Consider the following 23,212-nt stretch of genomic DNA (forward strand, 5'->3'; position numbering starts at 1 on the left):
ATTGAGTTATGAAAACCCGCGACAGTTTGATCCGTTTGAAGCGGTTTCATGTTGATGAAAAACGGCGCCAACTCGCTCAGATCGAGAGCATGATTGCCGAGTTTAATCGCATGGCAGATGAACTGGACGATCAGATCCGGACCGAGCAGGAACGTGTCGGCATCACGGATGTCACACATTTTGCCTATCCGACCTTTGCCAAGGCCGCAGCCGACCGGCGCGATAATCTGCGCAACTCCGCGCATGAGCTCGACGATCAGCTACAGCGTGCGCAGGACGAGTTGAGCGCCGCGATCGAAGAGTTGAAGAAGTTCGAACAGTTGGAAGAACGCGACCATCAGCGCGAGCGCACGGCCCAGGAAATGGCCGAGCAGGAACAGCTCGACGAAGTCGCAGCCAGAGCGCGCCTGCGGTAACACGCGCAGTCTTTCCTCCCCAGGCCGGGCGTCTCGATCGTGCCCGGCGGCACTCGTGCCCAGGTGCTGATCGCATGCTTCGCGATCGCCCATTTGTCGTACAAATCTCATCTTATCAGGGTTTTAGCGGCGTTGCGCGTTGCAATCCCGGCACTGCGTGGACAATTGTCAGTGATTGAGATTTTACGCATGCCACGGAGTGCGCTTGTCCGATGAAACTGTTTCTGGCCCTGTTGCTGCCATTGTCCACATTTTCGTTTGCTCTCGGGCTGACCCAGCCGCTCATGCGGTTTGAAAAGCTCTATTTTCTTGAAGAGCGCCCCAGTCTTATTGAGCTGATCCTGGAACTTTGGAAGCAAGGAGACGTTGCGCTTGCGTCCGTTGTCGGGTTGTTCTCGGTCGGCTTTCCAGCCGTGAAGATCGGGCTTATCCACGTAGCCGCATTTACCGGGGGGTCGTCCCGTTCCCTTGCGCTGCTTTCCACGGTCGGCAAGTGGTCGATGCTGGATGTGATGCTCGTCGCGCTGGTTCTGTTCGCGGCAAAGACAAGTGGATTGGCTGCGGCGACAATTTTGCCCGGTCTGTGGTTCTACGCGGGCGCAACCCTCACGACGGCCGCGGCAGCGAGCCTGTGCAAGCGGTTATAGAAGAGAGGATATCAGTCAGCTGGAGTTGAGGTGCCAGTTCAGGTCTTTTCGCGCCGCCGGGCCTGAAAATCGTCGCAGCGGCCTTCCCTTGCCTTTGCGGCATCCGCGATCTGCTTGGCGTAGGCCGTCGTCCACTCGCCGCCCTGCGCCGCCGGGAGCTTGAGGTGCGCGCAACGGGCTTTGGCAAGCAGCGCAAACGCCGGAACGTCCAGCCCGGCCTTGGCTGCCGTTCGTATGACAACGTCGCGTTTGCCGTTGAACATGGCGTCCTTGAGGGCGGACTGGGCGATCCTGCCTCTTGCACCCAAAAGTTCGATCGCGTGATGAAATCGCCCATCCTGCAAAAGCAGGATCATGAGTTCGTCCAGCGTCACTGCCGAGCGCTCGGCTTCGCGCCAAAGGCCACCGGTATCCTGGTTTCCCAGTGCTTCACCGAATGTCTTGCGCAGCACCTTGAGCCGGGCAATCTGGTCTAGCTGTTCCTTGGACAGCGATCCCTCGATGGCAGTCCGCAGCCGCTTCTTTGCCTCATCATCGACAAGAGGAAGCAATTCCTGGCAAGCGGCAGGCGTCAGGTCGTCTCGCATTGCAAGTCCGTCCCGCAGCGTGCTGTCTTCTGCGGCAAGTTTCACCAGACCACTCATGGTCTCGCGCGACAGCTTTATGTTCTTGTTGGCAGCCAGTATCCGGAGCACGGCTGCACTGCCTTTCGCGGCAAGAGCGTCGGAAACCTCGACCGGCAAATCCTTGCGGCGTGCCAGCACCAGAATGTGCTCTTCGCCAACCTGATCGATAAGATCCAGGAGGTCCTGTCTTGTCAGCGTCTGGCTTTCAGCCAAGACAGGCATTGCGATTTTCACTTCATCCCGAGCGATCCTGCGGAGCAGGTCGGCGGGGCTTTGCGTACTGGGAGCGAGCTTCTGGGCCAGTTGCAGCCGGTCGTCGGTCGCGCTGCTGCCATAGAGCTTCAGCATCACTTCAGCGAAGAGCTCAAGCTCGGAGTCGGACCTGTCTTCCAGATCCGTCGCGACAAGCCTGCTGACCTCGGCAAACAGTTTCTGCCTCGCCTCTGCAGTCTCATCTTCAGCAAGCCTGATGAGTGATCTGGGCATCTTTCCTCCGTAGGGGGAATGATGAGTCAATATTGTTATTTTTACGTTACCGAAAAGTGAGACGGCAGTAGTTTGCATGAGCAGTCTTCAACGAGGCGTCGAAAAGAACGAATAGTGCCCCAATTGTTTGAACAGACAAAAGAATCTGCCGAAAAGCCCCGGTTTCAAATTCTTGATCTTCGAAAACCGTTGAATGTAAAGGCAAATGGCTTTCCTTTTTGGAGGGTTCCTTTCTATTGTTCGGACATGAAAGAATGCGCACCTTGCGCGTCAACAAAGCGAATTCGACATGAAAATCATGCGCCTGTGCCTTGCTGTGTTATTCGGGTTCTTTCTGTTGTCGGCGGTTCCTGTCGCCGGACAGAGCGAAGGTGCGGCCTCCGCCGAAGGGAATGCTTCAACCGATGCGCCTGATGTCAAGCAGGCGAGCGAGGCTCTCATCGAGATCCTCAACGATCCGAAGAGCCGCGACGAGTTGATCGAGCTTCTCAAGAAGAACGCAGGACCCGAACAGGCCGGGTCCGGGACGGGCACAGATGAAGGCAGTCCGGCACCGCCCCCGGATGCGAGCGCCGGCGACGCGGTGTCGGCCGGGCAGAGTTTCGTCATTCGCGTCGGCGAATATACGCGCGCCCTTGCCGATGAAATCGGTGTCGTTCTGGATCGATCGCGTCATTCCCTCAGAGGGTTGTTGCTCGTTCTGCGAGGCGATATCCCGATCAAGTGGGACCGGGTGCAGGAGGTTCTTCTGCAGGTCGCCATCGTGCTGGTGGCAGCCTATGCGGCATTCCTGGCTGCACAGTTCGTGGCACGGCTGATCTATCCGAAAATGTCGGTACGCGCTCGCTATGGCGGCGGGTTGATGCGCGCCGGCATCCTGATGGTCACCACCACAATCGATGCCATAACCGTGGCGATCGGGCTCGGCGTCGGCTACCTGGTCGCCCTGACGGGGTTCGGCGGACTTGATACCGGTGTGACGATCCAGGAGAGCCTTGCGCTCAACGCCTTCTTCATTACCGGCATGTCGAATGTCGCCTTGCGCTTCGTATTCGCGCCCAAGCGGCCCGAATTGCGCCTGCTGCCGTTTTCCGACGTCGGCGCGGATTACTGGTACTCGCGTCTGCGGATCTACATGTACTGGAACAACTTCGGTGTCTTTCTGGCGGTGCCGGCCGCGAATCTCGCCGTTTCGTTCGTCCTAGGCAACGCGCTCCGGTTCATCATCGTACTCACCGGCATGATCTATCTGATGGTTCTGATCAAGCGGAACCGGGTCAGCGTCCGCGAAGGCGCGAAAGCCTATGCAGAAACCATCCACACCACCCTTGCGCAAAGGGCGCTCGCCAATCTGGGCAACCTCTGGCACGTGGGTGCATACGGCTACATCATTGCGGTGTTTCTTGTCTGGGTCACACGCCCCTTCGATGCGACAACGATCATCCTGCGCGCCACCGCGCTTTCCATCGTGACCATCATGGCCGGCATGCTGCTGTCGCTGGTGATGACGCGGGCCATCAAGGGCGGCATCCGGCTGCCGGACGACCTGCACCAGAAACTTCCCGCGCTGCAATACAGGCTCAACGCCTTCGTGCCGCGCCTGCTGAAGATCATCCGCTTCGTGGTGTTCCTCGGAACGATCCTGCTGCTGCTCGACATCTGGGGTCTTCTGGCGGTCATCGACTGGTTCTACAGCGAGACCGGGTCCGCGCTCGTAAGCAGCTACGGGGCGGCGATCATGGTGCTGCTGGTGGCCTTCCTGATCTGGCTTGCGGTGATGTCCTGGGTGGATCTTCGCCTGCAATCGCGGGCAGGTTACATCGTCAGCGCGCGCGAACGGACCCTGTTCCAGCTGTTCCGCAACGCATTCACGATCATCATCATGGTGATGGCCGCGCTTCTGGCGCTGTCGGAAATCGGAGTTAATATCGGACCGCTGATCGCCGGTGCCGGTGTGGTCGGTCTGGCGATTTCCTTCGGTGCGCAGACGCTGGTGAAGGACATCATCACCGGCGCCTTCATCCAGATCGAAAATGCCATCAATGAGGGTGACGTGGTGACCGTTGCCGGCATCACCGGTACGGTGGAAGGCATCACCATCCGCTCGGTCCGCATCCGGGATCTGGACGGTACGACGCACATCATTCCGTTCTCCTCGGTCGACATGGTGTCCAACTTCATGCGCGGTTTTTCCTATCACGTCGCGCTTATCGGTGTGTCCTACGACACCGACATCGCCTATGCCAAGGAGGCGATGGTCGAGGCGTTCAAGCGCCTGCAGGAGACCGATTTCAAGTCCAAGATCTTCGGCGATCTGGAAATGCATGGCGTGACCATGTTCGGCGCAAGTTCGATCGATATCCGGGCCCGTATCAAGACAACACCGGGTGACCAGTGGAGCATAGGGCGGGCCTACAACGAATACATCAAGCAGGTGTTCGACGAGCGGAACATCGAAATCCCGTTCCCGCAGGTGACCTATCATGCCGCGACGCCGCCCTTCGCGGCCGAAGACGCGCTTCCGAAAGCAAGCGGCAAGAAAAAAGGCAAGACACCCGAGCCGACCGACGATGCGCCGCCGGAAGAAGATGGGCGTTGAGGAGCCGCATTCTTAAATCCGACATCCCGGCGGGAATGATCGGCCTGCGCTGATCTCTTTGTCAGCAACGGTTTGCGTGCGCGAGCGCTCGCGTGACCGAGATCGTCGATGTTCCCATTACAGTTTCATTTATGGATCTATCACCTAGACCGTGCCTAGCGGACGCCCGTTCGGATCGGTGCAGAAGAAATTCTGATTGTTGATTGAATTTCGCAAAGTTTCGCTTTATTTTCGTTTCAGGATGATTGCGCATATCAATTCGAGCCGGAGACGAGGCTATGACGGCTGACTACGACCTGTTGGTTATCGGGGGTGGCATTAACGGAACCGGGATCGCCCGGGACGCGGTTGGACGGGGGGCGTCCGTCCTTCTGGCCGAAATGGGGGACCTCGCCGGAGCAACGTCTTCGGCATCGACCAAGCTGATCCACGGCGGATTGCGCTACCTGGAGTATTACGAGTTCGACCTGGTTCGCAAAGCCCTGAAGGAACGCGAGGTCCTCTGGGGGATCGCGCCGCATATCGCCTGGCCGCTGCGGTTCATCCTGCCGCATCACAAGGACCTTCGCCCGGCCTGGCTGCTGCGCCTCGGGCTGTTCATGTATGACCATCTGGGCGGACGCAAGCGTCTGCCCGCGACCAAGACGGTGCGGCTGGATCAGGCGCCTTTTTCGCAAGGCCTGAAGAAGCTGTTCCACAAGGGTTTTGAATACTCCGATTGCTGGGTCGACGATGCCCGTCTCGTCATGCTGAATGCGCGCGACGCGGCTGATCGGGGCGCGGAGATCCTGACACGGACAAAATGCGTCAGTGCGCGCCGCGACGGCGACAAATGGACTGTCACCTTAAAGGACCTTGCAACCGGAAACGAGCGAACGGTGACCGCCGGCACGCTGGTCAATGCTGCCGGTCCTTGGGTTGCCGATTTTCTTCATGGCGTCGTCGGTGAAAACGACACTTCCGGCATCCGTCTGGTCAAGGGAAGCCACATCATCGTGCCGCGCCAGTTCGATCACGACCGCTGTTTCATTTTCCAGAACGGCGACGGTCGGATTGTCTTTGCGATTCCCTATGAGCAGGATTTCACCCTGATCGGGACAACGGATGTCGACTACCAGGACGATCTCAGCGATGTGCGCATCTCGGAGGACGAAGTGTCTTACCTATGCGCCGCTGCGAGTGAATATCTGGACAAGAAGATCACGCCTGAAGACGTGGTGCACACCTATTCCGGCGTCCGGCCGCTCTACGACGACGGTGCCAAGGACGCGAAAGCAGCGACCCGCGACTACGTTCTTGAAGTGGACGGAGACCGCGAACGGCCGGTTGTTCTGTCCGTCTTTGGTGGCAAGATCACGACCTATCGGAAACTGGCCGAGCAAGTGCTGGCCAAGCTCGAGGATTTCGTTCCGTTCAAGAGCGGGGTCTGGACGGACAAGAAACCACTCCCCGGAGGCAATTTCCAGGTCGATGCGTTTGATGCTGAAGTTGCCGCACTGGAGCGTGACTATCCGTTCCTCGAGACCGGTTTTGCGACACGGCTGGTCCGGCTCTACGGCACGGATGGGCGGCGGATCCTAGGTGAGGCGGCATCGCTGAACGATCTGGGCAAGGCCTTCGGTTTCAATCTCTATGAGGCGGAAGTCAAATGGCTGATGGAACGGGAGTGGGCGCGAACGGCAGAGGACGTCCTGTGGCGGCGAACGAAACTCGGGCTGCGCCTCGGCAAGCAGGAAGCGGACGCGCTTGATGCCTACATGTCCGGCCATCTTGCAGACCGGACCGGGGCTGCTGCATAGTCGGAAAGACATCAGGCTGCCGGGCGCGCCGGCAGTTCTTTTAAACAAGCAAAAAAGTGGGAGGTGCGCCATGACCGGATGTGTTTTGGCGATAGACCAGGGCACAACGTCAAGCCGTGCGATCGTCTTCGATGACGGCTTCAGCCCCATCAGTGTGGGACAGCAGGAGTTTCCGCAGCATTTTCCGAAGTCCGGATGGGTGGAACACTCTCCCTCCGATATCTGGACCAGCACGCTGCGGGTCTGCCGGGAAGCCATGGAAAAGGCTCCGGACCAGGGCGCGGGTGTCGAGGCGATCGGGATCACCAACCAGCGCGAAACGACGCTGATCTGGGACAGGTCGACCGGCGAACCGGTCTACAATGCCATTGTATGGCAGGACCGCCGGACCTCAGAATTCTGCGCGAGTTTGCGGGAACAGGGGCTTGAGGAAACGTTTACCGCCAAGACCGGCCTGCTGCTGGATCCCTATTTCTCCGGGACGAAGATCGCCTGGCTGCTCGACAATGTCGATGGGGTTCGAGCCCGCGCCGAACGGGGCGAACTTGCCTTCGGAACCGTCGACACCTGGCTGATCTGGCAGTTGACCGGCGGCACTGTGCATGTGACCGACGCGACCAACGCGGCGCGCACGCTGATTTACAACATTCACGAGAACCGTTGGGATGAGGACCTTTGCAAGGTGCTCAACATCCCGATGAGCCTGTTGCCCGAAGTCAAGGACAGCGCCGACGAGTTCGGTGCGACCGATGCCGAGTTGTTCGGCAGACCGATCCCGATCCTCGGGGTCGCCGGCGATCAGCAGGCCGCGACGGTCGGACAGGCGTGTTTCAAGCCGGGCATGGTGAAATCGACCTACGGCACGGGCTGTTTTGCACTGATGAACACGGGTGAGACAGCGGTCCGTTCCAACAACCGGATGCTGACGACGATCGCCTACCGGCTGAACGGCAAGACAACCTACGCTCTTGAAGGGTCGATCTTCGTTGCAGGCGCGGCGGTGCAATGGTTGCGCGACGGGCTCGGTCTGATCAACAGCGCGGAGCAGACACAGTCACTTGCCGAGCAGGCAGACCCGAACCATGATGTCTTCCTTGTGCCGGCATTCGTCGGACTGGGCGCACCTTACTGGGATGCGGATGCGCGCGGTGCGATGTTCGGCCTGACGCGCAACACGGGCCCCAAGGAAATCGCGCGCGCGGTCCTGCAAAGTGTCGGATACCAGACCAGTGACCTGGTCGATGCCATGCGGGCCGACTGGTCGGATGCGGAAAAGCCGGTACTGCGCGTGGATGGCGGCATGACGGCATCCGACTGGACCATGCAGTTCCTTGCCGACATTCTGGGTGCGCCAGTCGACCGTCCGACGGTCGCCGAAACGACGGCGCTCGGGTCCGCCTGGCTGGCCGGTTCGAAGGCGGGTATCTGGCCTGGCGAGGAAGCGTTTTCCGCGCAGTGGCAGCTTGAGCGGCGTTTTGAACCCAAGTTGCCGGAGGCCGACCGGTCCCGGCTTCTGGCCGGGTGGCAGGACGCGGTCACGCGCACCCGAACAAGCGCTGATTGATCATACAAGGGCTCCCGTCGAGGCGGGGGCCTTTTTCCGAGGGTGACTGCCCCGACGGGTCCGCCCAACCTTCTTCCTTGTTTCCTCACGACTTTTCCGCCACCCTTCAGCCTTGTTCACGGAGGACGACCCCTGTGCGAACGGGGTGGTGTGGGGCGCCATGCAGTTGATCGATGAGTCGAATCGGAAGTGGTGGCTGCTCGGGGCCGTCAGCTGCGTACTCGGCCTGGTGCTGCTGGACGAGACCGTCGTCGGAATCGCGCTGCCGTCTATCCAGGAAACGTTTTCGCTCTCCAGCAATGCCGCGCACTGGATCGTCAATGCCTATCTGCTGACCCTTGCCTGTTTCGTCGCCGTCGGCGGCAAGCTCGGGGATCTGTTCGGCATCCTGCGCATGTTTCTTCTCGGGCTCGCAATGTTCGGCATCTTCTCGATCGTCTGCGGCTTCGCGCCGTCCGGCGAGGTGCTGATCATTGCGCGTGCCTTTCAGGGGCTCGGGTCCGCGGTGATGTTCCCGCTGTTCATGGCCATGGTGACCATGACCTTCCCGAAGGAACAGCACGGGATGGCCCTGGCGGTCACCGGGTCTGTCGGGACCATTTTCCTCTCCCTTGGCCCGCTGGTTGGTGGCGCGTTCACCGAGTTCTTGAGCTGGCGATGGATCTTCTGGATCAATCCGTTCCTGGTGATCGGGATCGCGATCGTCGTGACGCTCAGCTGGCGCGATGTGGACCGGCCGCCCGGACGGCGCATCGACTGGACCGGATTGGTGCTGATCGCGGGCGGCATGTTCTGCATCGTGTTCGCACTCATGGAGGCCGATGACTTGGGTTGGGAAAGCCCGCTGATCTGGTTTCTGCTCTTGTGTGGCGCTGCCATGATGGGTGTGTTCTGCTGGTTCGAAACACAACAAGAAGCGCCGCTCATCGAGGTGGATCTTTTCACCAACCCTGTGTTTTCGGCGAGTAATGTGAACCTGTTCATGGCGCAATACGCCAAGATGCCGATCTTTGTTTTCGTTGCGCTTTATGCGCAGACGGAGCTGAAGCTCAGCGCACTCGCAGCCGGATTGCTTGTCATGCTGACTCCGATCCCGCAGCCATTCGTTGCCGCTTATTGCGGCCGGCTCGTCGGCAAGACGCATCCACGCAAACTCGCCTTTGTCGGTCACCTGCTTCTGCTTGCCTGCCTGCTCTGGCTGTTTTTCACAGAGCCCATGAAGAACACGCTTTTGTTCGCGCCGGGACTGCTTGTTGCAGGGGTCGCCTTTCCGTTTCTCTTTCTGCCGAGCCGGGCCGCCATCATGGGCTCGCTCCCGGAATACAAACATGGACAGGGCGGCGGTATCGCGATGGCCTCGCAGATGATCGGCGGCACGGTGGGGCTGTCTGCCTCCAGTGCCGCGTTTGCGCTGGGCGGCTACCAGGCTGTGCTGGGACTTGCTGCGGCGCTGGTTGCTCTTGCATTTGTCTACGCGGTGTTCGCCTACAGAAAGGTCTGACAACAGCAGCGTGTAACAGGCGTTATCGGGAAAAATCAATTGATTAATTCGTTAATTCGAGTATTCTCGAATTATGGAAAAAGAAGACGCCCTGAATGCGCTGGCCGCCCTTGGTCAGGAAACACGCCTCGACGTTTTTCGCCTGTTGGTGAAGGCGGGAAAAGACGGCATGAGCGCCGGCGCCATTTCAGACGCACTCAACGTTCGTCCCAACACCCTGTCGACCCATCTCGGCGCCCTGTCGCGTTCCGCTCTTGTGCGGGCTGAACGCGAAGGGCGTTCCATTCACTACAGTGCGGACCTGGCAACCATGCAGCATCTGGTGACGTATCTTCTGCAGGACTGCTGCGGCGGAAACCCGGATCTATGTGCGCCGATCGCCAATCTGTTCACATCCGTTTCGTGCTCAGAACCAGAGCGTCTCTGAAGCCAAGTTCCAGGCGGGCAATCCGACAATGCGCAATGCTTTGATTTTATGTACGGCGAACTCCGCCCGCTCGGTTCTGGGCGAGGCCTTGCTGCGTCATCTCGGGAAGGGCAGGTTCGCGACTTTCTCGGCCGGCTCGACACCACGCGGCACGGTCAATCCCGATGCGCTCACCTGTCTCGAAAGGCACGGGCTTTCCTCAGAAGGATTCCGATCCAAGAGCTGGGAAGAATTTGCAGGCGCCGACGCGCCGAAGATGGATCTGATCATCACCGTTTGTGACAACGCGGCGGGCGAGGCCTGTCCGGTCTGGCCCGGTCATCCGATGGTCGTTCATTGGGGTATCCCCGATCCTGCCTCGGTGGAAGGCGACGCTGATGCGCGTGGTGCGGCGTTCGATCGGGCTTACGAGAGACTTGAGCGGCGGATCAACGACATGCTTGCCCTCGGCGACGATGTCTTTGAGGCCGAGGACGGCAAGAGCAGACTGGCGTCAATCGGCGCCATATCCGACTAAACGGGGTTTCCTTCATGTCAGAATTCAGTTTGAACCGGCGCCTGACCGCCGAGGCGCTTGGCACCGCGATGCTCGTCGGCACGGTTGTCGGTTCGGGGATCATGGCCGACCGGCTCTCCGACGATGTTGCTGTTTCCCTTCTCGGGAATACCATTCCCACGGGCGCTATTCTGGTGGTGCTGATCACGATCCTCGGGCCGATTTCGGGTGCCCATTTCAATCCGGCCGTGACCTTCGTCTTCTGGCTGAAGCGCAACCTGAGCCTGACAACCGGCCTGAGTTACATCGCGGCCCAGATCGTCGGTGGAATTTGCGGCACGCTGATCGCCCACGTGATGTTCGAAGAAGCGGTGCTTCAGGCTTCCACCACGGCCCGAACCGGGCCTGCGCAGTGGGTGGCTGAAATCGTCGCGACGTTCGGGCTGCTCGCCAGCATTTTGGCCGGTATCCGTTTCCGTGAAGCGGCGGTGCCCTGGCTTGTCGGGCTCTACATCACGGCGGCCTACTGGTTTACCGCGTCGACCTCCTTCGCCAATCCGGCCGTCGCGATCTCACGCGCGTTTACCGACACGTTCGCAGGAATTCGCCCCATCGATCTTCCGGGATTCATCGTTGCAGAGTTCGTCGGGGCCGCTCTGGCGCTTGCCCTGTTTTCCTGGCTGTTGACCCCGGAAAAGAGGACCGGAGCAGAAACAGTCCGCCCGTGACGCCGCGGTGGATCACAGATCCTTTTTCATGAACCAGCGCCTGTGATCGGGCAGTGGCTGACCGCGCAGGTTGCCCAAGAGACCGAAATCCTCGTAGCCGAGCTTCAGATAGAACCGGTGTGCGGCTTCGTTCGAGGTATCAAGCCAGGCGGCATGACAGCCAAGCCGCCGCGCTTCATGTTCGGCAAGCTCCACGAGACGGGCGCCCAGTCCGGCGCCGCGGACGCCCTCATCCACCCAGAGCGTCTTGATCAGGAGCCAGTGATAGGATGTGCTCGCAGTCAGTCCGCCAAGAAGCTTGCCCTGGTCATCGGTTGCCTTGAGCACGAACGCGTCGTTGTCCGACTGCTCGTTTTCCTCGGCCAGTGCGTGAAGCAATCGGTCTTCGACAGTTGCCGCGATTGCCGATTTTTCCTTTTCGTCTGCAAATGCAATTTCGACGTAGCTCATTCGTCCGCCACCAAACTGACCGGTCCGCTCCAGTTTCAACCGGTCACCCGAGCCGCGTCAACTTCTGAGCATCGTTGGATATGATGTCCGCGCCCAGTCAGATCGCCTGCATGGGCGACTTGCGCTTCTTGCGGTAGCGCTTGTCGAGGCGCAGCGTGACGATGGCAAAGACGATCCAGCTGGTGTGGAAGACCACCCCGGCAAGAAAGACGAGATAGCCGGGCAGGGGCCCGATGGCGGCGCGCTCGAAGGCTTCGGAAAGCTCGGTCAGGGGCACGGGGTGAATTGCGAGCTTGCCGAAATAAGCAACCGCCTGGATGGCAAGGATCCAGGAGTAGTTGCTGCGCAGCCGTCTGCCGGCGGCGCGGACAAGGCTGATGTGATAGTGCGGTGTTTCGTAGTCGTCTGCGAGAAGCTTTGCCCATTCGCCATTCCACGGAACCTTTCGGCCGTAAAGTATCGGGGCATAGAAGTCGGACTCCATCAGCCGCGCGCGGGCACGGAACATGTTGTAGTAGCGATAGCGCCGCGCCTCGAAAATCAGGAAGACGGTCACCAGCAGGCCGACGAGAACCATCGGCAGGGGGGACGCCTCGCGATTGGCAAAGGTCGCGGAGAGGGCAATGCCTGTCGTGACGACGGCCCAGTTGGTGGTGTTGTCGAGACGCGTGCGCCAATGGGTGCTGCGGAAAACCTCGGCCCGGTAAAGATGGGCAAGCGCACCGATGGTGCCGGACTCAATGTCCTGCTTCGGCCAGTCCTTCCCGGCATCTTCCTTCGGCTCCCCCGGCATGCCGTAACCCTCGCATCACGCTTTGGACGGAAAGCTTAGACCCAAAGTTTTCGCTGGTCGAGGGCTGGCAAGGCGTGCGCGTTTGTGGAATGCGCACGGTTGTATCACCGCGAACAATCATCAAATACGGGAGATAACAGACCTATCGAAGCGCTGAATTCAGACACGCCTTGGGTTTGGGCGATACGAGAATGTGGGTAGCAAATGATTTCAACGGTCAAGAAAACACTACTGTTGCTTGTCTCGGTCAGCATTTTGTTTGCGGGTGCCGCTTTGCCATATGGGACCGACGCAGAAGCCGCCAGTTGCGAACGTCGCTCTGCGGTCGAGCACCTCAATGATTCTGATCTGGTTTTCTATGGCTATCCGATACGTGGTGCGGGCGGTGCCCGAGACGACATGGATCGTGTCCTTGAGTTCAAGGTATTGCGCGCGTTTAAGGGCGTTGAAAGCGATACTGTCTCAATCGTCTACGTCAATGACGATGGCGGCAGTGCCGGCTGGCCATTTCGTGACCGCGAAGCAACGCTTGTTTTTGCCTACTACTGGCCGCCCGATACGAAGGCTTACGGTGTGGCCCGCGTCCATTTCTGTTCCATGTTGCCCTACCACAAGGGCTACAACAAACCTGAATACTGGGATGTTTTAACTGGAATGACGCCTTAGTGTAAATTCGCGAGGCGGGATCGAACGCGCCTTGCCGAGCCGAGTTGCGCAGACTCCGCCTTTCGAGGGCGCTGCATCTCGCAGATCCCCGTCTACTGGAGCGAGTGCCATGCCGCGCTATTCCACCCTGTTCTGGTTTGCCGCCTTTTTCTCCGCCATCTGGAATGGCTGGATGTTTTTCAATGTTTCCTTGAGCGCGGCTTACCACCCCATGTCGGCAAAGGGCGACATGCTGCGGCTGGTCAAGGAAACTGCTCTCCTCGCACCGATCCCGATCGCGGTCTCGATGTTTCTTTTTTGGCTTTGGCGCCGGCCGCTCGCCGACCGGTTTTATGTCATCGGTCTGGTCTTGCTGGTGTTAGCGACGGTTCTGCCGTTTTTGCCGCGCGTTGAGGGGACCTATCGTGAGACCTACTGGCTGGGTGACACGCGGCACCAAATTCCCTGGACCTACGCACCTTACAACGGCAGCAACGCGCCGGGCGGCAAGCTGTTCTGGGTCAGCGTTTCCTTTCCGGGCCTTGAGCCTCGCTACAGGACCCGTGATCGTTTGATCACGATCGGGAAAGCCGTGGATTTCAACGACGGCAATGGCGGCGACGCACCCGCGGAACCCTGCACAAGATACCAGACTTACATAAAGTGCGAGTGGCAGCGCGGGGACTTCGTTTACATGGTGAGCACCATCCCGGAGGACTTTCCCTCCGACCTTCCAGCGTTCATGGCCGAAGTCGCGGACCTGCTGGACGGTTTCGATGTATCCAAGGCCGAGTGATTTTCGATTGCCGGGATTGAAACAAATTGACATGCGGGTGGCTTGATGCGGGCGAAGGCGGCGTGCTGAAACCGATGTTGTTGAAGTGCAGCCCTGCCGGCTCTATCCGCAGCGCCAATTTGGGGTTGCAGTTTATGACAGGCTGTTGATTGTCGAAAAGACAAGCGTGTTTGAGATTCTGTCCGTAGATTGGACATGACGCGACAATGGCAACGGTTATCAGCGTTGAAGTTGCTTCCAGTCTGTGGTTTGAAGGAGCCGTGTTTCACAATTTAAAGGTGTGTCTTGAAACCTGAGCTGAATATTTTCATGCAAGCATTTGCGGCAATTACAGAGAGCTGGAGATATTTTTTCGGCTTTGTTGCGGCGATCTGGGTGCTTGAAACCGTGGCCATTCTCTACGATCTCGGAACTGCGCTGACAATCGGGCGGGCGCTCGTGGAGTCCGGCATCGTCTTTTACCTGTGCGCGAGCATGATGGGGCTCGATCTGAAGGACAAGGAAATCAACAAGAAGTACGGCGGTTTCATGTTTCGCTACATAATGCTGCTCTATCTGCCGGTTCTCGTGATCTCGCTGCTCGTTGTTTTCAGCGCCATGTCCGTGTCTCCTGCCGACTCGCAGGGTCAGGGGGGCGTCCTTGCCGTTACGGTTCTGGCTGCCGGTGCTGTTGCCTTTATGACCACGTTCTTGTTTGGGACGGTTTTTCCCGCGCATTTGAGGCGTGTCGGTACGGGGATTGGAGCAGCTGTTGTCAGGTCATTCCGCCAAGCCGCATACCTTCTGCCAAGGCTTCTGTTCGGGTCGGGAGCCTTGACTGGCCTCGGCATGTTCATCCTGATCTTCTCTGAAAATGTCGGCATCGGCTCCAACGCGATCACAGCTCAGGGGTCACCAAACGTCCCAGGGGGAGTTGTATTGTTGCTCGCCAAGTTGGTATCCGGCTACAGCCTTGCCGTTTTCTCAGTCATTGTCTGCAGGGCCTATCTGAAGGACCTTGAAGAACGCGGCGAGTCGCCCGTCGCAGAAGCGGACGTCTTCGCCTGAGACTTACTTCCGTTTCTTGTTCATCGCGGCTGCCAGAGCAGCAGCCATCGCGTTGTTGCCGCCGCCGCCGCTACCAGGATCCTTCTGCGTGCCGCCTTTGCCGCCGCCGCCACGCGGACCACCACCGCCGCCTCCGGGGCCCTGTCCGCCCGGGCCGCGATGGTTCTGATTGCGCTGACCCTGGTTCCGATTGCCCGGCGCGGACCGATCCCGGTCCGAACGGTCCCGCTGGCCCTGATAGTCGGCCTGGGATTTCATGGTCATGGAAATCCGTTTGCGTGGAACGTCCACGTCGAGGATCGTCACCTTGACGATGTCACCGGCCTTGACCACCTGGTGCGGATCGTCGACGAATCGGTCGGCAAGCTGCGAGACGTGAACCAGGCCGTCCTGATGAACACCCACGTCGACGAAAGCGCCGAAATTGGTGACATTGGTAACCGTGCCTTCCAGCTTCATGCCGGGCTTCAGGTCGGAGATTTCCTCAACGCCGTCCTGAAGCGCCGCCGTCTTGAACTCGGGGCGGGGGTCGCGGCCGGGTTTTTCAAGTTCGGCGAGAATGTCCCGCACGGTGGGCAGGCCGAATTTTTCGTCGGTGAAATCCGACGGGTCGAGTGCCTTCAGTACAGATCCATCGCCCATGAGTTGACGCACGTCCCGGCCACAGGCTTTCACGATCCTCTTTGCAAGCGGATAGGCCTCCGGATGCACCGAGGAGGCGTCAAGCGGCTCCTTGCCGCCGGTGATGCGCAGGAAACCGGCGCATAACTCATAGGCCTTGGCTCCAAGTCGCGGAACGTCTTTCAATTGCGATCGCTTGTCAAAACGTCCGATGGCGTCGCGATGGTCGACAACGGCTTTTGCCAGACTGTCCGAAAGGCCGGAGATTCTGGAAAGCAGGGCGGGCGAAGCGGTGTTGAGATCGACACCAACCGCGTTCACCGCATCCTCGACAACGGCGTCCAATGCGCGGGCAAGCCGCGTCTGGTTGACGTCATGCTGATACTGGCCGACACCGATGGATTTCGGTTCGATCTTGACCAGTTCGGCGAGCGGATCCTGGAGGCGTCGCGCAATGGAGGCGGCACCGCGCAGCGAGACGTCGATGTCTGGCATTTCCTTCGCGGCGAGTTCGGATGCCGAGTAAACGGATGCCCCGGCCTCGTTGACGATCACCTTTATGGGGCGCTGCGCGGCGGGAATGTCGGCGAGCACGTCACCGGTCAGTTTGTCGGTCTCGCGGCTCGCCGTGCCATTGCCGATGGCGATCAGGCCGACCTTGTGTTTTGCGATCAGTGCCAGCAGGGCGGCGCGGGAGCCGGAGATGTCGTTGCGCGGCTGGAACGGATAGATGGTCGCCGTGTCGACCAGCTTTCCCGTATCGTCCACGACCGCCACCTTGACACCGGTGCGAATGCCCGGGTCGAGGCCGAGCGTCGATTTTGCGCCCGCAGGCGCCGCCAGGAGCAGATCCTTCAGGTTCTTGGCAAAGACCTGGATTGCTTCTTCCTCCGCTTTTTCGCGCAGGACACCCATCAGGTCGAGTTCAAGATGAAGCGCCAGCTTCACCTTCCAGGCGAAACGGGCGACATCCATGAGCCACTTGTCCGCAGGACGGCCCCTGTCCGCAATCGCGTAGGTGTCGGCAACCATCTTCACTGCCGGAAGCACCGGGGAGACATCGTCGGCATCGACGGTCAGGTCAACAGAAAGAATGCCTTCGTTCCGGCCCCTGAAGAGTGCCAGCGCCCGGTGACTCGGGATCTTCGACCATTTCTCGAAATAGTCGAAATAGTCGGCAAACTTGGCGCCTTTTTCGGCCATGCCGTCAACCAGTTTCGATTGCACGACGCCCCTGTCTTCCACATGGCGGCGCAGACGGCCAACCAGTTCGGCGTTTTCGGCGAAACGTTCCATGAGGATCTGGCGGGCGCCGTCGAGCGCGGCCTTGGTGTCGGCGATGCCTTTGGCGTCATCAACGAAGGCAGAAGCTTCGGTTTCCGGCGTTCTTGCCGGATCACCGAGCAGCAGATCGGCGAGCGGTTCCAGTCCGGCCTCTCGTGCGATCTGAGCTTTCGTCCGACGCTTCTTCTTGAAGGGCAGATAGATGTCTTCCAGCTGGGACTTGGTTTCCGCCGCCTGGATTCCGGCGGTGAGTTCACCGGTGAGCTTGCCCTGTTCCTCGATCGAACGCGTGATCGCGACGCGCCTGTCCTCAAGCTCGCGCAGATAGATCAGCCGCTCCTCCAGCTTGCGGAGCTGGCTATCGTCCAGACCCCCTGTCGCTTCCTTGCGGTAGCGCGCGATAAAGGGAACGGTTGATCCTTCGTCGAGCATCTGGACGGTGGACGTCACCTGGCCCGCCTTGCACCCGATCTCGTCTGCGATGCGGTGAGCGATGCGAAGGGCAACGTCCGCGGTCGCTGTCTGTCCGCCGTTCACTTGTGCGCTGCCACTGGAAGAAATACTGGTCATGGTTGCTGGGTCTCATGCATGGTCGAATTCGGACGGTGCAAGATATTCCGCCTTGATGCGGCGGGAAAGAGATCCGGTTTCACCGTCCACCGGCAATTTTGTGACAAGTAGAACGGTCATTATCATCCCGCGCCGAGACCTTCCCCAATACTATTCAGTCCTGAACCAAATCTAGAAGAGTTGCGCAATCCGGGCACACTTGCTGATTGGTTTTTGATGTTTGCCGAACGAATTGCAACAAAATGCGTATTCCACAGGATCTCATTGACGTTATTCTTTTGCCTAAATGTCGTAATTGACTTTAGATTGTGCAACGTAGTGACGTGTGCTGGGGGACATGGACGGCTTTCGGGTTGATGTTTCAATCGACCTCTGGCTGGACGGGAAAAGGGGAAGAGAACGATGCCACGTGGACGGCCTAGAAAGATACTGGCCAAAGATGCGCTGCAATCCGTGATGGTCGCGTTCTGGCAGAACGGGTACTCAGGCACGTCCATGAACGATCTCGCGGACGCCTCTGGCATGGCGAAACCCGGGCTGTACGCAGCTTTTGGTGACAAGGAAGCCCTGTTCGAAAAAGCACTGCTCCACTATTTCGAGACCTATGGAGGTCCGGTGTTCGCAAGGCTTCAGGAAGCCAGGAAACATGTGATCGACGACTTCCGGGATTTCCTGGGGGCGATTGCAGACCTGACGCTCGACAGGAACACTCCCTCCGGTTGCTTTCTCGTCAATGCGATTGTCGATTGCACCTACGGAGCGGAGCGCCACCGCGAAGTCGTGAATGGATTGCGGGAATCCCGATACACAGCCATTCGGGAGCGTCTCCTGAAGGCAGCCGCTGCCGGCGAAATGGCACCCGACGCCGACATCGACAGCGCGACGACGTTTCTTGACGGCCAGTTTTCGGCCATCGCGATGCTGGGGCGGAGCGGCATCAGCGAACCCGACCTCAAGACCTTCGTCGAGACAGGATTGCGTGCGTTGCCGATCCGTGATCCGGAGACCGTTTTCAACAGCGACAGGTTCAGTCTGCCTACTTTACGACAGTGATGCGCTCGGCCGCCCGTGTAACGGCAGTGTAGAGCCAGCGGCTCTTGTGCTCACGAAATGCCCAGCTTTCATCAAACAGGATCACGTCGTCCCATTGTGAGCCCTGCGCCTTGTGCACCGTCAGCGCATAGCCGTAATCGAATTCGTCGGCTTTGCGCCGGATCGCGTAGGGGATGCTTTCTGCGCCGTCCTCGAACATGGCTGGCAGGACCTTGACCTTTACCGTTGTCCTGGCGATGTCCTCTTCGGACACAACATCAAAGCGGAGCGTGTTGCCGCGCGGCTGACGAAGCCGCTTGACCGCCCAGAGACCCCCGTTCAGAAGGCCCTTGGTCTTGTCGTTACGCAGGCACACCAGCTTGTCGCCGACCGCGGGCATCGGCGTGTTGAAATCCTTCAGTTCGCGAATACGGCCATTATAGAGCCGCCGTGTCTTGTTGGTGCCGACCAGGACCTGATCGGAGGAAAGGATCTGGTCCTTGTCGATCTCGGTGCGGTGGATGACCTTGCTTTCACCGTAGGTGCCGTAGTCCAGCTTGCCGCCGTCCCTGATCGTCATCGACATGCGCACGATCGGATTGTCCTGGGCCTGCCTGTGGACCTCGGTCAGCATGACATCCGGCTCGGCTTCGGTGAAAAACCCGCCTCCCTTCACAGGCGGCAACTGAGCAGGGTCGCCAAGCACTAGAACCGGGGTGCCGAATGACAGGAGGTCCTTGCCGAGTTCTTCATCGACCATGGAACACTCATCGATGACGATCAGTTTCGCGGTCGCAGCGGCGCTGTCCCTCTTGATGGCGAATTGCGGGCCGCTGTCCTCCTCATCGTCGTCCACGTCCTCTTCTTCCTTTGCAGAGCGTGGACGATAGATGAGTGAATGGATCGTACCGGCATCATCACAGCCCTTTTGACGCAGCACGTGGGCGGCCTTGCCGGTGAAAGCGCCAAAGCAGACATCCCCGTCGATGTCCTCGGCAAGGTGCCGCGCCAGGGTTGTCTTGCCAGTCCCGGCGTATCCGAACAGCCGGAAAACCTGCCGGTCGCCGCGCTTGAGCCAGGCGGCAGCTTCGTTGAGTGCGTCGTCTTGTTGCGGGGACCAGGCCACGGATGTGCTCCCGAGAATTGCGGACCCGGTTGCTTAACCCGATTTGTCCGATTCCGCCAAGTGTGAATTCCGGTCGGCAGGTGGCGCGCCGGTCCATCACCTAGCCAAGAACCGAGAACGAGCTTTCCTTCGTCAGTTCGCGTTTGCGGGAGAATGTCGCGGTATTCAGCGTGTGATCAATGTGCTTCAGGCGGAACCGGAGCGGCTCGCGATCATGATCGTTGCCGTCTTCGCAATAGGCGACCAGCCTGGCCATGAGGCGCCCGGCGACAATGGCATTCTTGAACTGGTTGCCGCTGGTGCCAATGGCAAGATAGTAGCCGTCGACGTCGCTCCGGTCATAGACCGGCAGCCAGTCGTCGGTTGCGTCATAGAGGTCCGCGACACCAAGAGGATGCTGCGAGACGCCGAGCGCTGGAAGGCGCTGCGAAAACCGGTAGGCGTAGGTCAGCGCGCGGTCTGTCAGATCCCTGCGAAAGTCATCCGGGTCTTCCTCGAGATGGGCATCGCAGGGCGGGTTCAGACTGCCGATCATCAATTGCCCGCCGCTGCCGGGCTTGATGTAGACGCCTATGTCATTGTCGGCGATCAGCATGCCTTCGCGCGAGTATCGAAGCGTTTCGGGCGGCTTGATCTGCACGACCTCCTGGCGCAGCGGTCTGTGACCGATCCTGACGCCCGGATCGCCGTCCAGCAGGCCGTTGACCTTGCCCGAGTGGGGGCCGCCCGCATTGATCACCACAGGCGCGCGCAAGAGACTGCCGTCTTCACAGATCACCCCGGTCACGCGGTTGTCCTCCATGGGGATCCGGCTGACCCGGGTGTTGAAGCGAAACTCCGCTCCGAGAGCCGAAGCGGCATCTTTCAGGTTTCTTGCCGCGATCTGCGGGTCGTCAACGTAACCGCCCGCGTGAAAGAAGATGCCACCCTCGATCCGTCCACCCGTCGGCATGCCAAAGGACTCATCCTCCATTATCTTGACCGGGGAAAAGCAGTCCAGATTGTAACCGGGCATGCTGTCGATGATCTGTTCCGGTGACCAGATCTCGTAAGTGATCCCGAGCGTGTCGGAGTGCTGGAGAACATGGTTCAGATTGTTGGACGCCGTCTTCATGATCAGCGTTCCGGTCTGAATAAACCTTGCCAGACCTTCGTCAGACGATGCGCCAAGGGTTTCCGGCCAGTGTTTCCAGTCGTGATAGCCGTCATAGGCCATCGCCGTGCCGTCGAGCGTGGAGTAATAGGTGCGGATCACGGCCGCTGAGCTGGATGTTGACCCATAGCCGGCCGCGGGAAGCGTGTCGACGTTCAGTGTCTTCAGTCCCTCCCGCGCCATGTTGTAAGCGATCGCACAGCCGATCACGCCCGCCCCGATGATGATTGCGTCATAGGTCTGCGGTGTCATGTTCGGGTCGGTCGAAGCAGTTGCCATGTTTTCGATTTCCATTGGTCGTCTGGCTTGCGGAAGGCCGTGAAGAGTGATCCCATGTGAATTGGCGGCGCGGCCTCAGTTGCAATCCAGGCCGGTCGTAGGGCATGCCCATGTGGATATTGTCTTCAGGTCAGGCGATGACGCATGGTTTGTCCAGAATAAAATCCGCCATTCAGTGTCTTGAAACAGGCAAGCGTGATGAAAAACGGCACAAATTGTGATTTTGAATAACAAAATTAGATTTTAATCACCATAATGCTGACTTTGCGAAATCATGCGGATTTTGTTCTAAACTCTCAAATTGAAGCCGCTCTTGTCTTTGGGCATGCTGATCTCGGGCTCCGGATTTGCCGGTTCTTTCAACAATTTGGAGTAACAAGTGACGCGGGCAAGCTTTCGCGAATGGCCGACGCTGGCCTTGATTCTGGGCGCTGCAACAGCGTGGATGCTGCTGATCGGGAACTACGCTGCATTGGGTGGATGGATCGTATGTCCGCTTGCAGTCCTGGTCGTCACCTTGCAATCGTCCCTGCAGCATGAGGTTCTGCACGGCCACCCGACACGCAATCCGGCAGTGAACGAAGCGCTGGTCTATTGCTCGCTCGGGCTCTTCATTCCGTATCGCCGCTTCAAGTCGCTGCATCTGCGCCACCACAACAATGACCGGCTGACAGACCCCTATGATGATCCCGAAACCTTCTACATGGCGTGGTCTGACTGGCAGAAGCTGCCCGCGTTCATCCAGGCGGTGCTGACCGTCAACAATACCCTGCTTGGACGTCTGCTGATCGGACCTCTGGTATCGGTCATCGGTTTTCTCGGCTCCGAGCTGCGGATGATACGGTCGGGCGACACGGTCGTTCTGCGCGCCTGGCTGCATCATTTTGCGGGAGCTGTTCCGGTTGTGCTTTTCATCACCCTTGTCGGCAAGATGCCGATCTGGCTCTATGTCTGCTGCATTTCCTATCCGGCAATGAGCCTCCTGATGCTGAGGACCTATGCCGAGCACCGCGCTCATGCGAGTGCCGAAGCCCGGTCGATCATCGTTGAATTCTGCCCGCTGTTTTCTCTGCTCTTCCTGAACAATAATCTTCACGTTGTTCATCACGCTCATCCGCGTGCAGCATGGTTTGACCTGCCGGCGATGTACCGCACCAACAAACAGAACTGGCAGCAGCGCAACGAGGGTTACGTGTTCGCAAATTATCAGCAGCTTGCCGCGGCCTTCCTCTTCAAGGTCAAGGAACCGGTGGCGCACCCGTTGAGACACCGGCAGTCGGATGAGGCCGGCACTTGAGCGGACGGGACTATCATTCTGTCCGGCTGCCCATGTATGACTGGCCGGAGGTCCGGGTCGCGACCGAGCGTCTGGAAAACGCGTTGCAGATCGCGCTTGTCAACGCTCTCGGGCTTCAGCCCTCCGATTTCGTGCCGTGGCCGGAAGACCGCGGCCTGGAGGTCAACTGGCTACGGCCCGGTTTGCTTCTGAGCCAGACCTGTGGCTATCCGCTGACGCACGCGCTCAAAGGCCAAGTCCGGCTCATCGGGGTTCCGAGCTACGCTGCCGACGGCTGCGAAGGCAGAAACTATTGTTCGCACCTGGTTGTGGCGAGGGACAGCAATCATGCGACCCTGGCCGATTTGCGCGGCAAACGCGCCATCTACAACGGACCTGACAGCCAGTCCGGCATGAATGCATTCCGCTATGAAGTCGCCAAGATCGCAAGCGGTGCGCCGTTCTTTTCAAGTGTGAGAGAGAGCGGCGGCCATCTGGCGTCCCTTCGCGCCGTCGCAGACGGCGAGGCCGACATTGCAAGCGTCGATGCCGTTTGCTGGGCGCTCGCCTGTCAGGAATTGCCGGACCTTGTCTCAAAACTCCGTTCGATCGGGCGCACGGCATCCGTCCCGGGGCTTCCGCTCGTGACATCGCTCGCGTTCCAGGAAACCGATGCCGAAACGATCGCGCGCGCCGTAAAGTCCGTCTTTGAGGATGCCTCGCTCGCAGAAGACCGGTCGCGCCTCCTGATATGCGGGTTTTCGACCCTGTTGGACGCCGACTACGCGCCGGTCCTGGAGATGGAGCGCTTCGCTGCCGCGCACGGGTATCCCAAGCTGGCCTGACCATGC

21 protein-coding genes are annotated in these 23,212 nt (G+C 59.3%); 15 read left to right on the forward strand and 6 right to left on the reverse strand.

Annotated features, from left to right (window positions below; genetic code table 11):
- The first annotated feature begins 8 nt into the window (after nucleotides 1–8).
- Together fliJ and RDA78_RS11895 are read left to right on the forward strand one after the other, a co-directional pair.
- Nucleotides 9–416 (forward strand): flagellar export protein FliJ, encoded by a 408-nt coding sequence (fliJ, locus tag RDA78_RS11890; RefSeq protein ID WP_434055515.1) that lies wholly within the window; start codon nucleotides 9–11, stop codon nucleotides 414–416.
- 212 nt (nucleotides 417–628) lie between these two features.
- A complete protein-coding gene (locus RDA78_RS11895) occupies nucleotides 629–1,063 on the forward strand; it encodes a paraquat-inducible protein A (RefSeq protein ID WP_434055516.1) in 435 nt (144 codons plus the stop codon).
- Nucleotides 1,064–1,101: 38 nt separating this feature from the next.
- Here the strand turns inward: RDA78_RS11895 and RDA78_RS11900 are convergent, their stop codons facing one another.
- On the reverse strand, nucleotides 1,102–2,175 hold the full coding sequence (locus RDA78_RS11900; RefSeq protein WP_434055517.1) for a DUF2336 domain-containing protein: 1,074 nt from the start codon (nucleotides 2,173–2,175) through the stop codon (nucleotides 1,102–1,104).
- A 289-nt stretch (nucleotides 2,176–2,464) separates the two neighbouring features.
- On the opposite strand from RDA78_RS11900, the gene RDA78_RS11905 reads away from it, so the two are divergent.
- The 7 genes from RDA78_RS11905 to RDA78_RS11935 all read left to right on the forward strand — a co-directional run bounded on the left by RDA78_RS11905 (nucleotide 2,465) and on the right by RDA78_RS11935 (nucleotide 11,289).
- Complete coding sequence (locus tag RDA78_RS11905; RefSeq protein ID WP_434055518.1) at nucleotides 2,465–4,774, forward strand: mechanosensitive ion channel domain-containing protein; 2,310 nt, start codon at nucleotides 2,465–2,467, stop codon at nucleotides 4,772–4,774.
- A 278-nt stretch (nucleotides 4,775–5,052) separates the two neighbouring features.
- Nucleotides 5,053–6,573, forward strand: coding sequence for a glycerol-3-phosphate dehydrogenase (glpD, locus tag RDA78_RS11910; protein WP_434055519.1), 1,521 nt, complete (start codon nucleotides 5,053–5,055; stop codon nucleotides 6,571–6,573).
- Nucleotides 6,574–6,643: 70 nt separating this feature from the next.
- Complete coding sequence (glpK, locus tag RDA78_RS11915) at nucleotides 6,644–8,137, forward strand: glycerol kinase GlpK (protein WP_434055520.1); 1,494 nt, start codon at nucleotides 6,644–6,646, stop codon at nucleotides 8,135–8,137.
- A gap of 160 nt (nucleotides 8,138–8,297) precedes the next feature.
- A complete protein-coding gene (locus RDA78_RS11920; RefSeq protein ID WP_434055521.1) occupies nucleotides 8,298–9,638 on the forward strand; it encodes an MFS transporter in 1,341 nt (446 codons plus the stop codon).
- 73 nt (nucleotides 9,639–9,711) lie between these two features.
- Entirely contained in the window at nucleotides 9,712–10,065 is a 354-nt protein-coding gene (locus RDA78_RS11925) for an ArsR/SmtB family transcription factor (protein WP_434055522.1), read from the forward strand.
- A gap of 28 nt (nucleotides 10,066–10,093) precedes the next feature.
- The gene (locus RDA78_RS11930) at nucleotides 10,094–10,582 is read left to right on the forward strand and encodes an arsenate reductase ArsC (RefSeq protein WP_434055523.1); all 489 of its coding nucleotides are present in this window, start codon (nucleotides 10,094–10,096) and stop codon (nucleotides 10,580–10,582) included.
- Between the two features lie 14 nt (nucleotides 10,583–10,596).
- Nucleotides 10,597–11,289 (forward strand): aquaporin, encoded by a 693-nt coding sequence (locus RDA78_RS11935; protein WP_434055524.1) that lies wholly within the window; start codon nucleotides 10,597–10,599, stop codon nucleotides 11,287–11,289.
- Nucleotides 11,290–11,301: 12 nt separating this feature from the next.
- Here RDA78_RS11935 and RDA78_RS11940 read toward each other — a convergent pair whose 3' ends face one another.
- Both RDA78_RS11940 and RDA78_RS11945 read right to left on the reverse strand, forming a co-directional pair.
- Nucleotides 11,302–11,739 carry a GNAT family N-acetyltransferase gene (locus tag RDA78_RS11940; protein WP_434055525.1) on the reverse strand — a complete coding sequence of 146 codons (438 nt, stop codon included), beginning with the start codon at nucleotides 11,737–11,739 and terminating at the stop codon, nucleotides 11,302–11,304.
- Between the two features lie 97 nt (nucleotides 11,740–11,836).
- On the reverse strand, nucleotides 11,837–12,532 hold the full coding sequence (locus RDA78_RS11945) for a DUF2270 domain-containing protein (protein WP_434055526.1): 696 nt from the start codon (nucleotides 12,530–12,532) through the stop codon (nucleotides 11,837–11,839).
- A 204-nt stretch (nucleotides 12,533–12,736) separates the two neighbouring features.
- On the opposite strand from RDA78_RS11945, the gene RDA78_RS11950 reads away from it, so the two are divergent.
- The 3 genes from RDA78_RS11950 (at nucleotide 12,737) to RDA78_RS11960 (ending at nucleotide 15,020) form a co-directional block, all read left to right on the forward strand.
- A complete protein-coding gene (locus RDA78_RS11950; protein ID WP_434055527.1) occupies nucleotides 12,737–13,198 on the forward strand; it encodes a hypothetical protein in 462 nt (153 codons plus the stop codon).
- Between the two features lie 109 nt (nucleotides 13,199–13,307).
- Nucleotides 13,308–13,973, forward strand: a complete 666-nt coding sequence (locus tag RDA78_RS11955; protein ID WP_434055528.1) for a hypothetical protein — start codon at nucleotides 13,308–13,310, stop codon at nucleotides 13,971–13,973.
- Between the two features lie 309 nt (nucleotides 13,974–14,282).
- On the forward strand, nucleotides 14,283–15,020 hold the full coding sequence (locus RDA78_RS11960; RefSeq protein WP_434055529.1) for a hypothetical protein: 738 nt from the start codon (nucleotides 14,283–14,285) through the stop codon (nucleotides 15,018–15,020).
- Between the two features lie 3 nt (nucleotides 15,021–15,023).
- On the opposite strand, the gene RDA78_RS11965 is transcribed toward RDA78_RS11960, so the two are convergent.
- On the reverse strand, nucleotides 15,024–17,495 hold the full coding sequence (locus RDA78_RS11965; RefSeq protein WP_434055530.1) for a Tex family protein: 2,472 nt from the start codon (nucleotides 17,493–17,495) through the stop codon (nucleotides 15,024–15,026).
- Nucleotides 17,496–17,897: 402 nt separating this feature from the next.
- Here RDA78_RS11965 and RDA78_RS11970 point away from each other — a divergent pair, with 402 nt between their 5' ends.
- Entirely contained in the window at nucleotides 17,898–18,548 is a 651-nt protein-coding gene (locus RDA78_RS11970) for a TetR/AcrR family transcriptional regulator (protein WP_434055531.1), read from the forward strand.
- Here RDA78_RS11970 and RDA78_RS11975 read toward each other — a convergent pair.
- Nucleotides 18,532–19,653 (reverse strand): ATP-dependent DNA helicase, encoded by a 1,122-nt coding sequence (locus RDA78_RS11975; protein ID WP_434055532.1) that lies wholly within the window; start codon nucleotides 19,651–19,653, stop codon nucleotides 18,532–18,534. The two genes, RDA78_RS11970 and RDA78_RS11975, sit on opposite strands and share 17 nt — an antisense overlap.
- A 100-nt stretch (nucleotides 19,654–19,753) precedes the next feature.
- Nucleotides 19,754–21,085, reverse strand: coding sequence for an NAD(P)/FAD-dependent oxidoreductase (locus RDA78_RS11980; RefSeq protein ID WP_434055533.1), 1,332 nt, complete (start codon nucleotides 21,083–21,085; stop codon nucleotides 19,754–19,756).
- Nucleotides 21,086–21,464: 379 nt separating this feature from the next.
- On the opposite strand from RDA78_RS11980, the gene RDA78_RS11985 reads away from it, so the two are divergent.
- Together RDA78_RS11985 and RDA78_RS11990 are read left to right on the forward strand one after the other, a co-directional pair.
- Nucleotides 21,465–22,382 carry a fatty acid desaturase gene (locus tag RDA78_RS11985; RefSeq protein WP_434055534.1) on the forward strand — a complete coding sequence of 306 codons (918 nt, stop codon included), beginning with the start codon at nucleotides 21,465–21,467 and terminating at the stop codon, nucleotides 22,380–22,382.
- Nucleotides 22,379–23,206, forward strand: a complete 828-nt coding sequence (locus RDA78_RS11990; protein ID WP_434055535.1) for a phosphate/phosphite/phosphonate ABC transporter substrate-binding protein — start codon at nucleotides 22,379–22,381, stop codon at nucleotides 23,204–23,206. Before RDA78_RS11985 ends, RDA78_RS11990 begins: the two co-directional genes overlap by 4 nt.
- The last annotated feature ends 6 nt before the right edge of the window (nucleotides 23,207–23,212 follow it).

It is taken from the genome of Roseibium sp., from assembly GCF_051016195.1.
Lineage (GTDB): Bacteria > Pseudomonadota > Alphaproteobacteria > Rhizobiales > Stappiaceae > Roseibium.

Coding starts and splice junctions, on each gene's coding strand:
- fliJ (WP_434055515.1), top strand. CDS start 9: ATGAAAACCCGCGACAGTTTGATCCGTTTGAAGCGGTTTCATGTTGAT.
- RDA78_RS11895 (WP_434055516.1), top strand. CDS start 629: ATGAAACTGTTTCTGGCCCTGTTGCTGCCATTGTCCACATTTTCGTTT.
- RDA78_RS11900 (WP_434055517.1), bottom strand. CDS start 2,175: ATGCCCAGATCACTCATCAGGCTTGCTGAAGATGAGACTGCAGAGGCG.
- RDA78_RS11905 (WP_434055518.1), top strand. CDS start 2,465: ATGAAAATCATGCGCCTGTGCCTTGCTGTGTTATTCGGGTTCTTTCTG.
- glpD (WP_434055519.1), top strand. CDS start 5,053: ATGACGGCTGACTACGACCTGTTGGTTATCGGGGGTGGCATTAACGGA.
- glpK (WP_434055520.1), top strand. CDS start 6,644: ATGACCGGATGTGTTTTGGCGATAGACCAGGGCACAACGTCAAGCCGT.
- RDA78_RS11920 (WP_434055521.1), top strand. CDS start 8,298: ATGCAGTTGATCGATGAGTCGAATCGGAAGTGGTGGCTGCTCGGGGCC.
- RDA78_RS11925 (WP_434055522.1), top strand. CDS start 9,712: ATGGAAAAAGAAGACGCCCTGAATGCGCTGGCCGCCCTTGGTCAGGAA.
- RDA78_RS11930 (WP_434055523.1), top strand. CDS start 10,094: ATGCGCAATGCTTTGATTTTATGTACGGCGAACTCCGCCCGCTCGGTT.
- RDA78_RS11935 (WP_434055524.1), top strand. CDS start 10,597: ATGTCAGAATTCAGTTTGAACCGGCGCCTGACCGCCGAGGCGCTTGGC.
- RDA78_RS11940 (WP_434055525.1), bottom strand. CDS start 11,739: ATGAGCTACGTCGAAATTGCATTTGCAGACGAAAAGGAAAAATCGGCA.
- RDA78_RS11945 (WP_434055526.1), bottom strand. CDS start 12,532: ATGCCGGGGGAGCCGAAGGAAGATGCCGGGAAGGACTGGCCGAAGCAG.
- RDA78_RS11950 (WP_434055527.1), top strand. CDS start 12,737: ATGATTTCAACGGTCAAGAAAACACTACTGTTGCTTGTCTCGGTCAGC.
- RDA78_RS11955 (WP_434055528.1), top strand. CDS start 13,308: ATGCCGCGCTATTCCACCCTGTTCTGGTTTGCCGCCTTTTTCTCCGCC.
- RDA78_RS11960 (WP_434055529.1), top strand. CDS start 14,283: ATGCAAGCATTTGCGGCAATTACAGAGAGCTGGAGATATTTTTTCGGC.
- RDA78_RS11965 (WP_434055530.1), bottom strand. CDS start 17,495: ATGACCAGTATTTCTTCCAGTGGCAGCGCACAAGTGAACGGCGGACAG.
- RDA78_RS11970 (WP_434055531.1), top strand. CDS start 17,898: ATGCCACGTGGACGGCCTAGAAAGATACTGGCCAAAGATGCGCTGCAA.
- RDA78_RS11980 (WP_434055533.1), bottom strand. CDS start 21,085: ATGGCAACTGCTTCGACCGACCCGAACATGACACCGCAGACCTATGAC.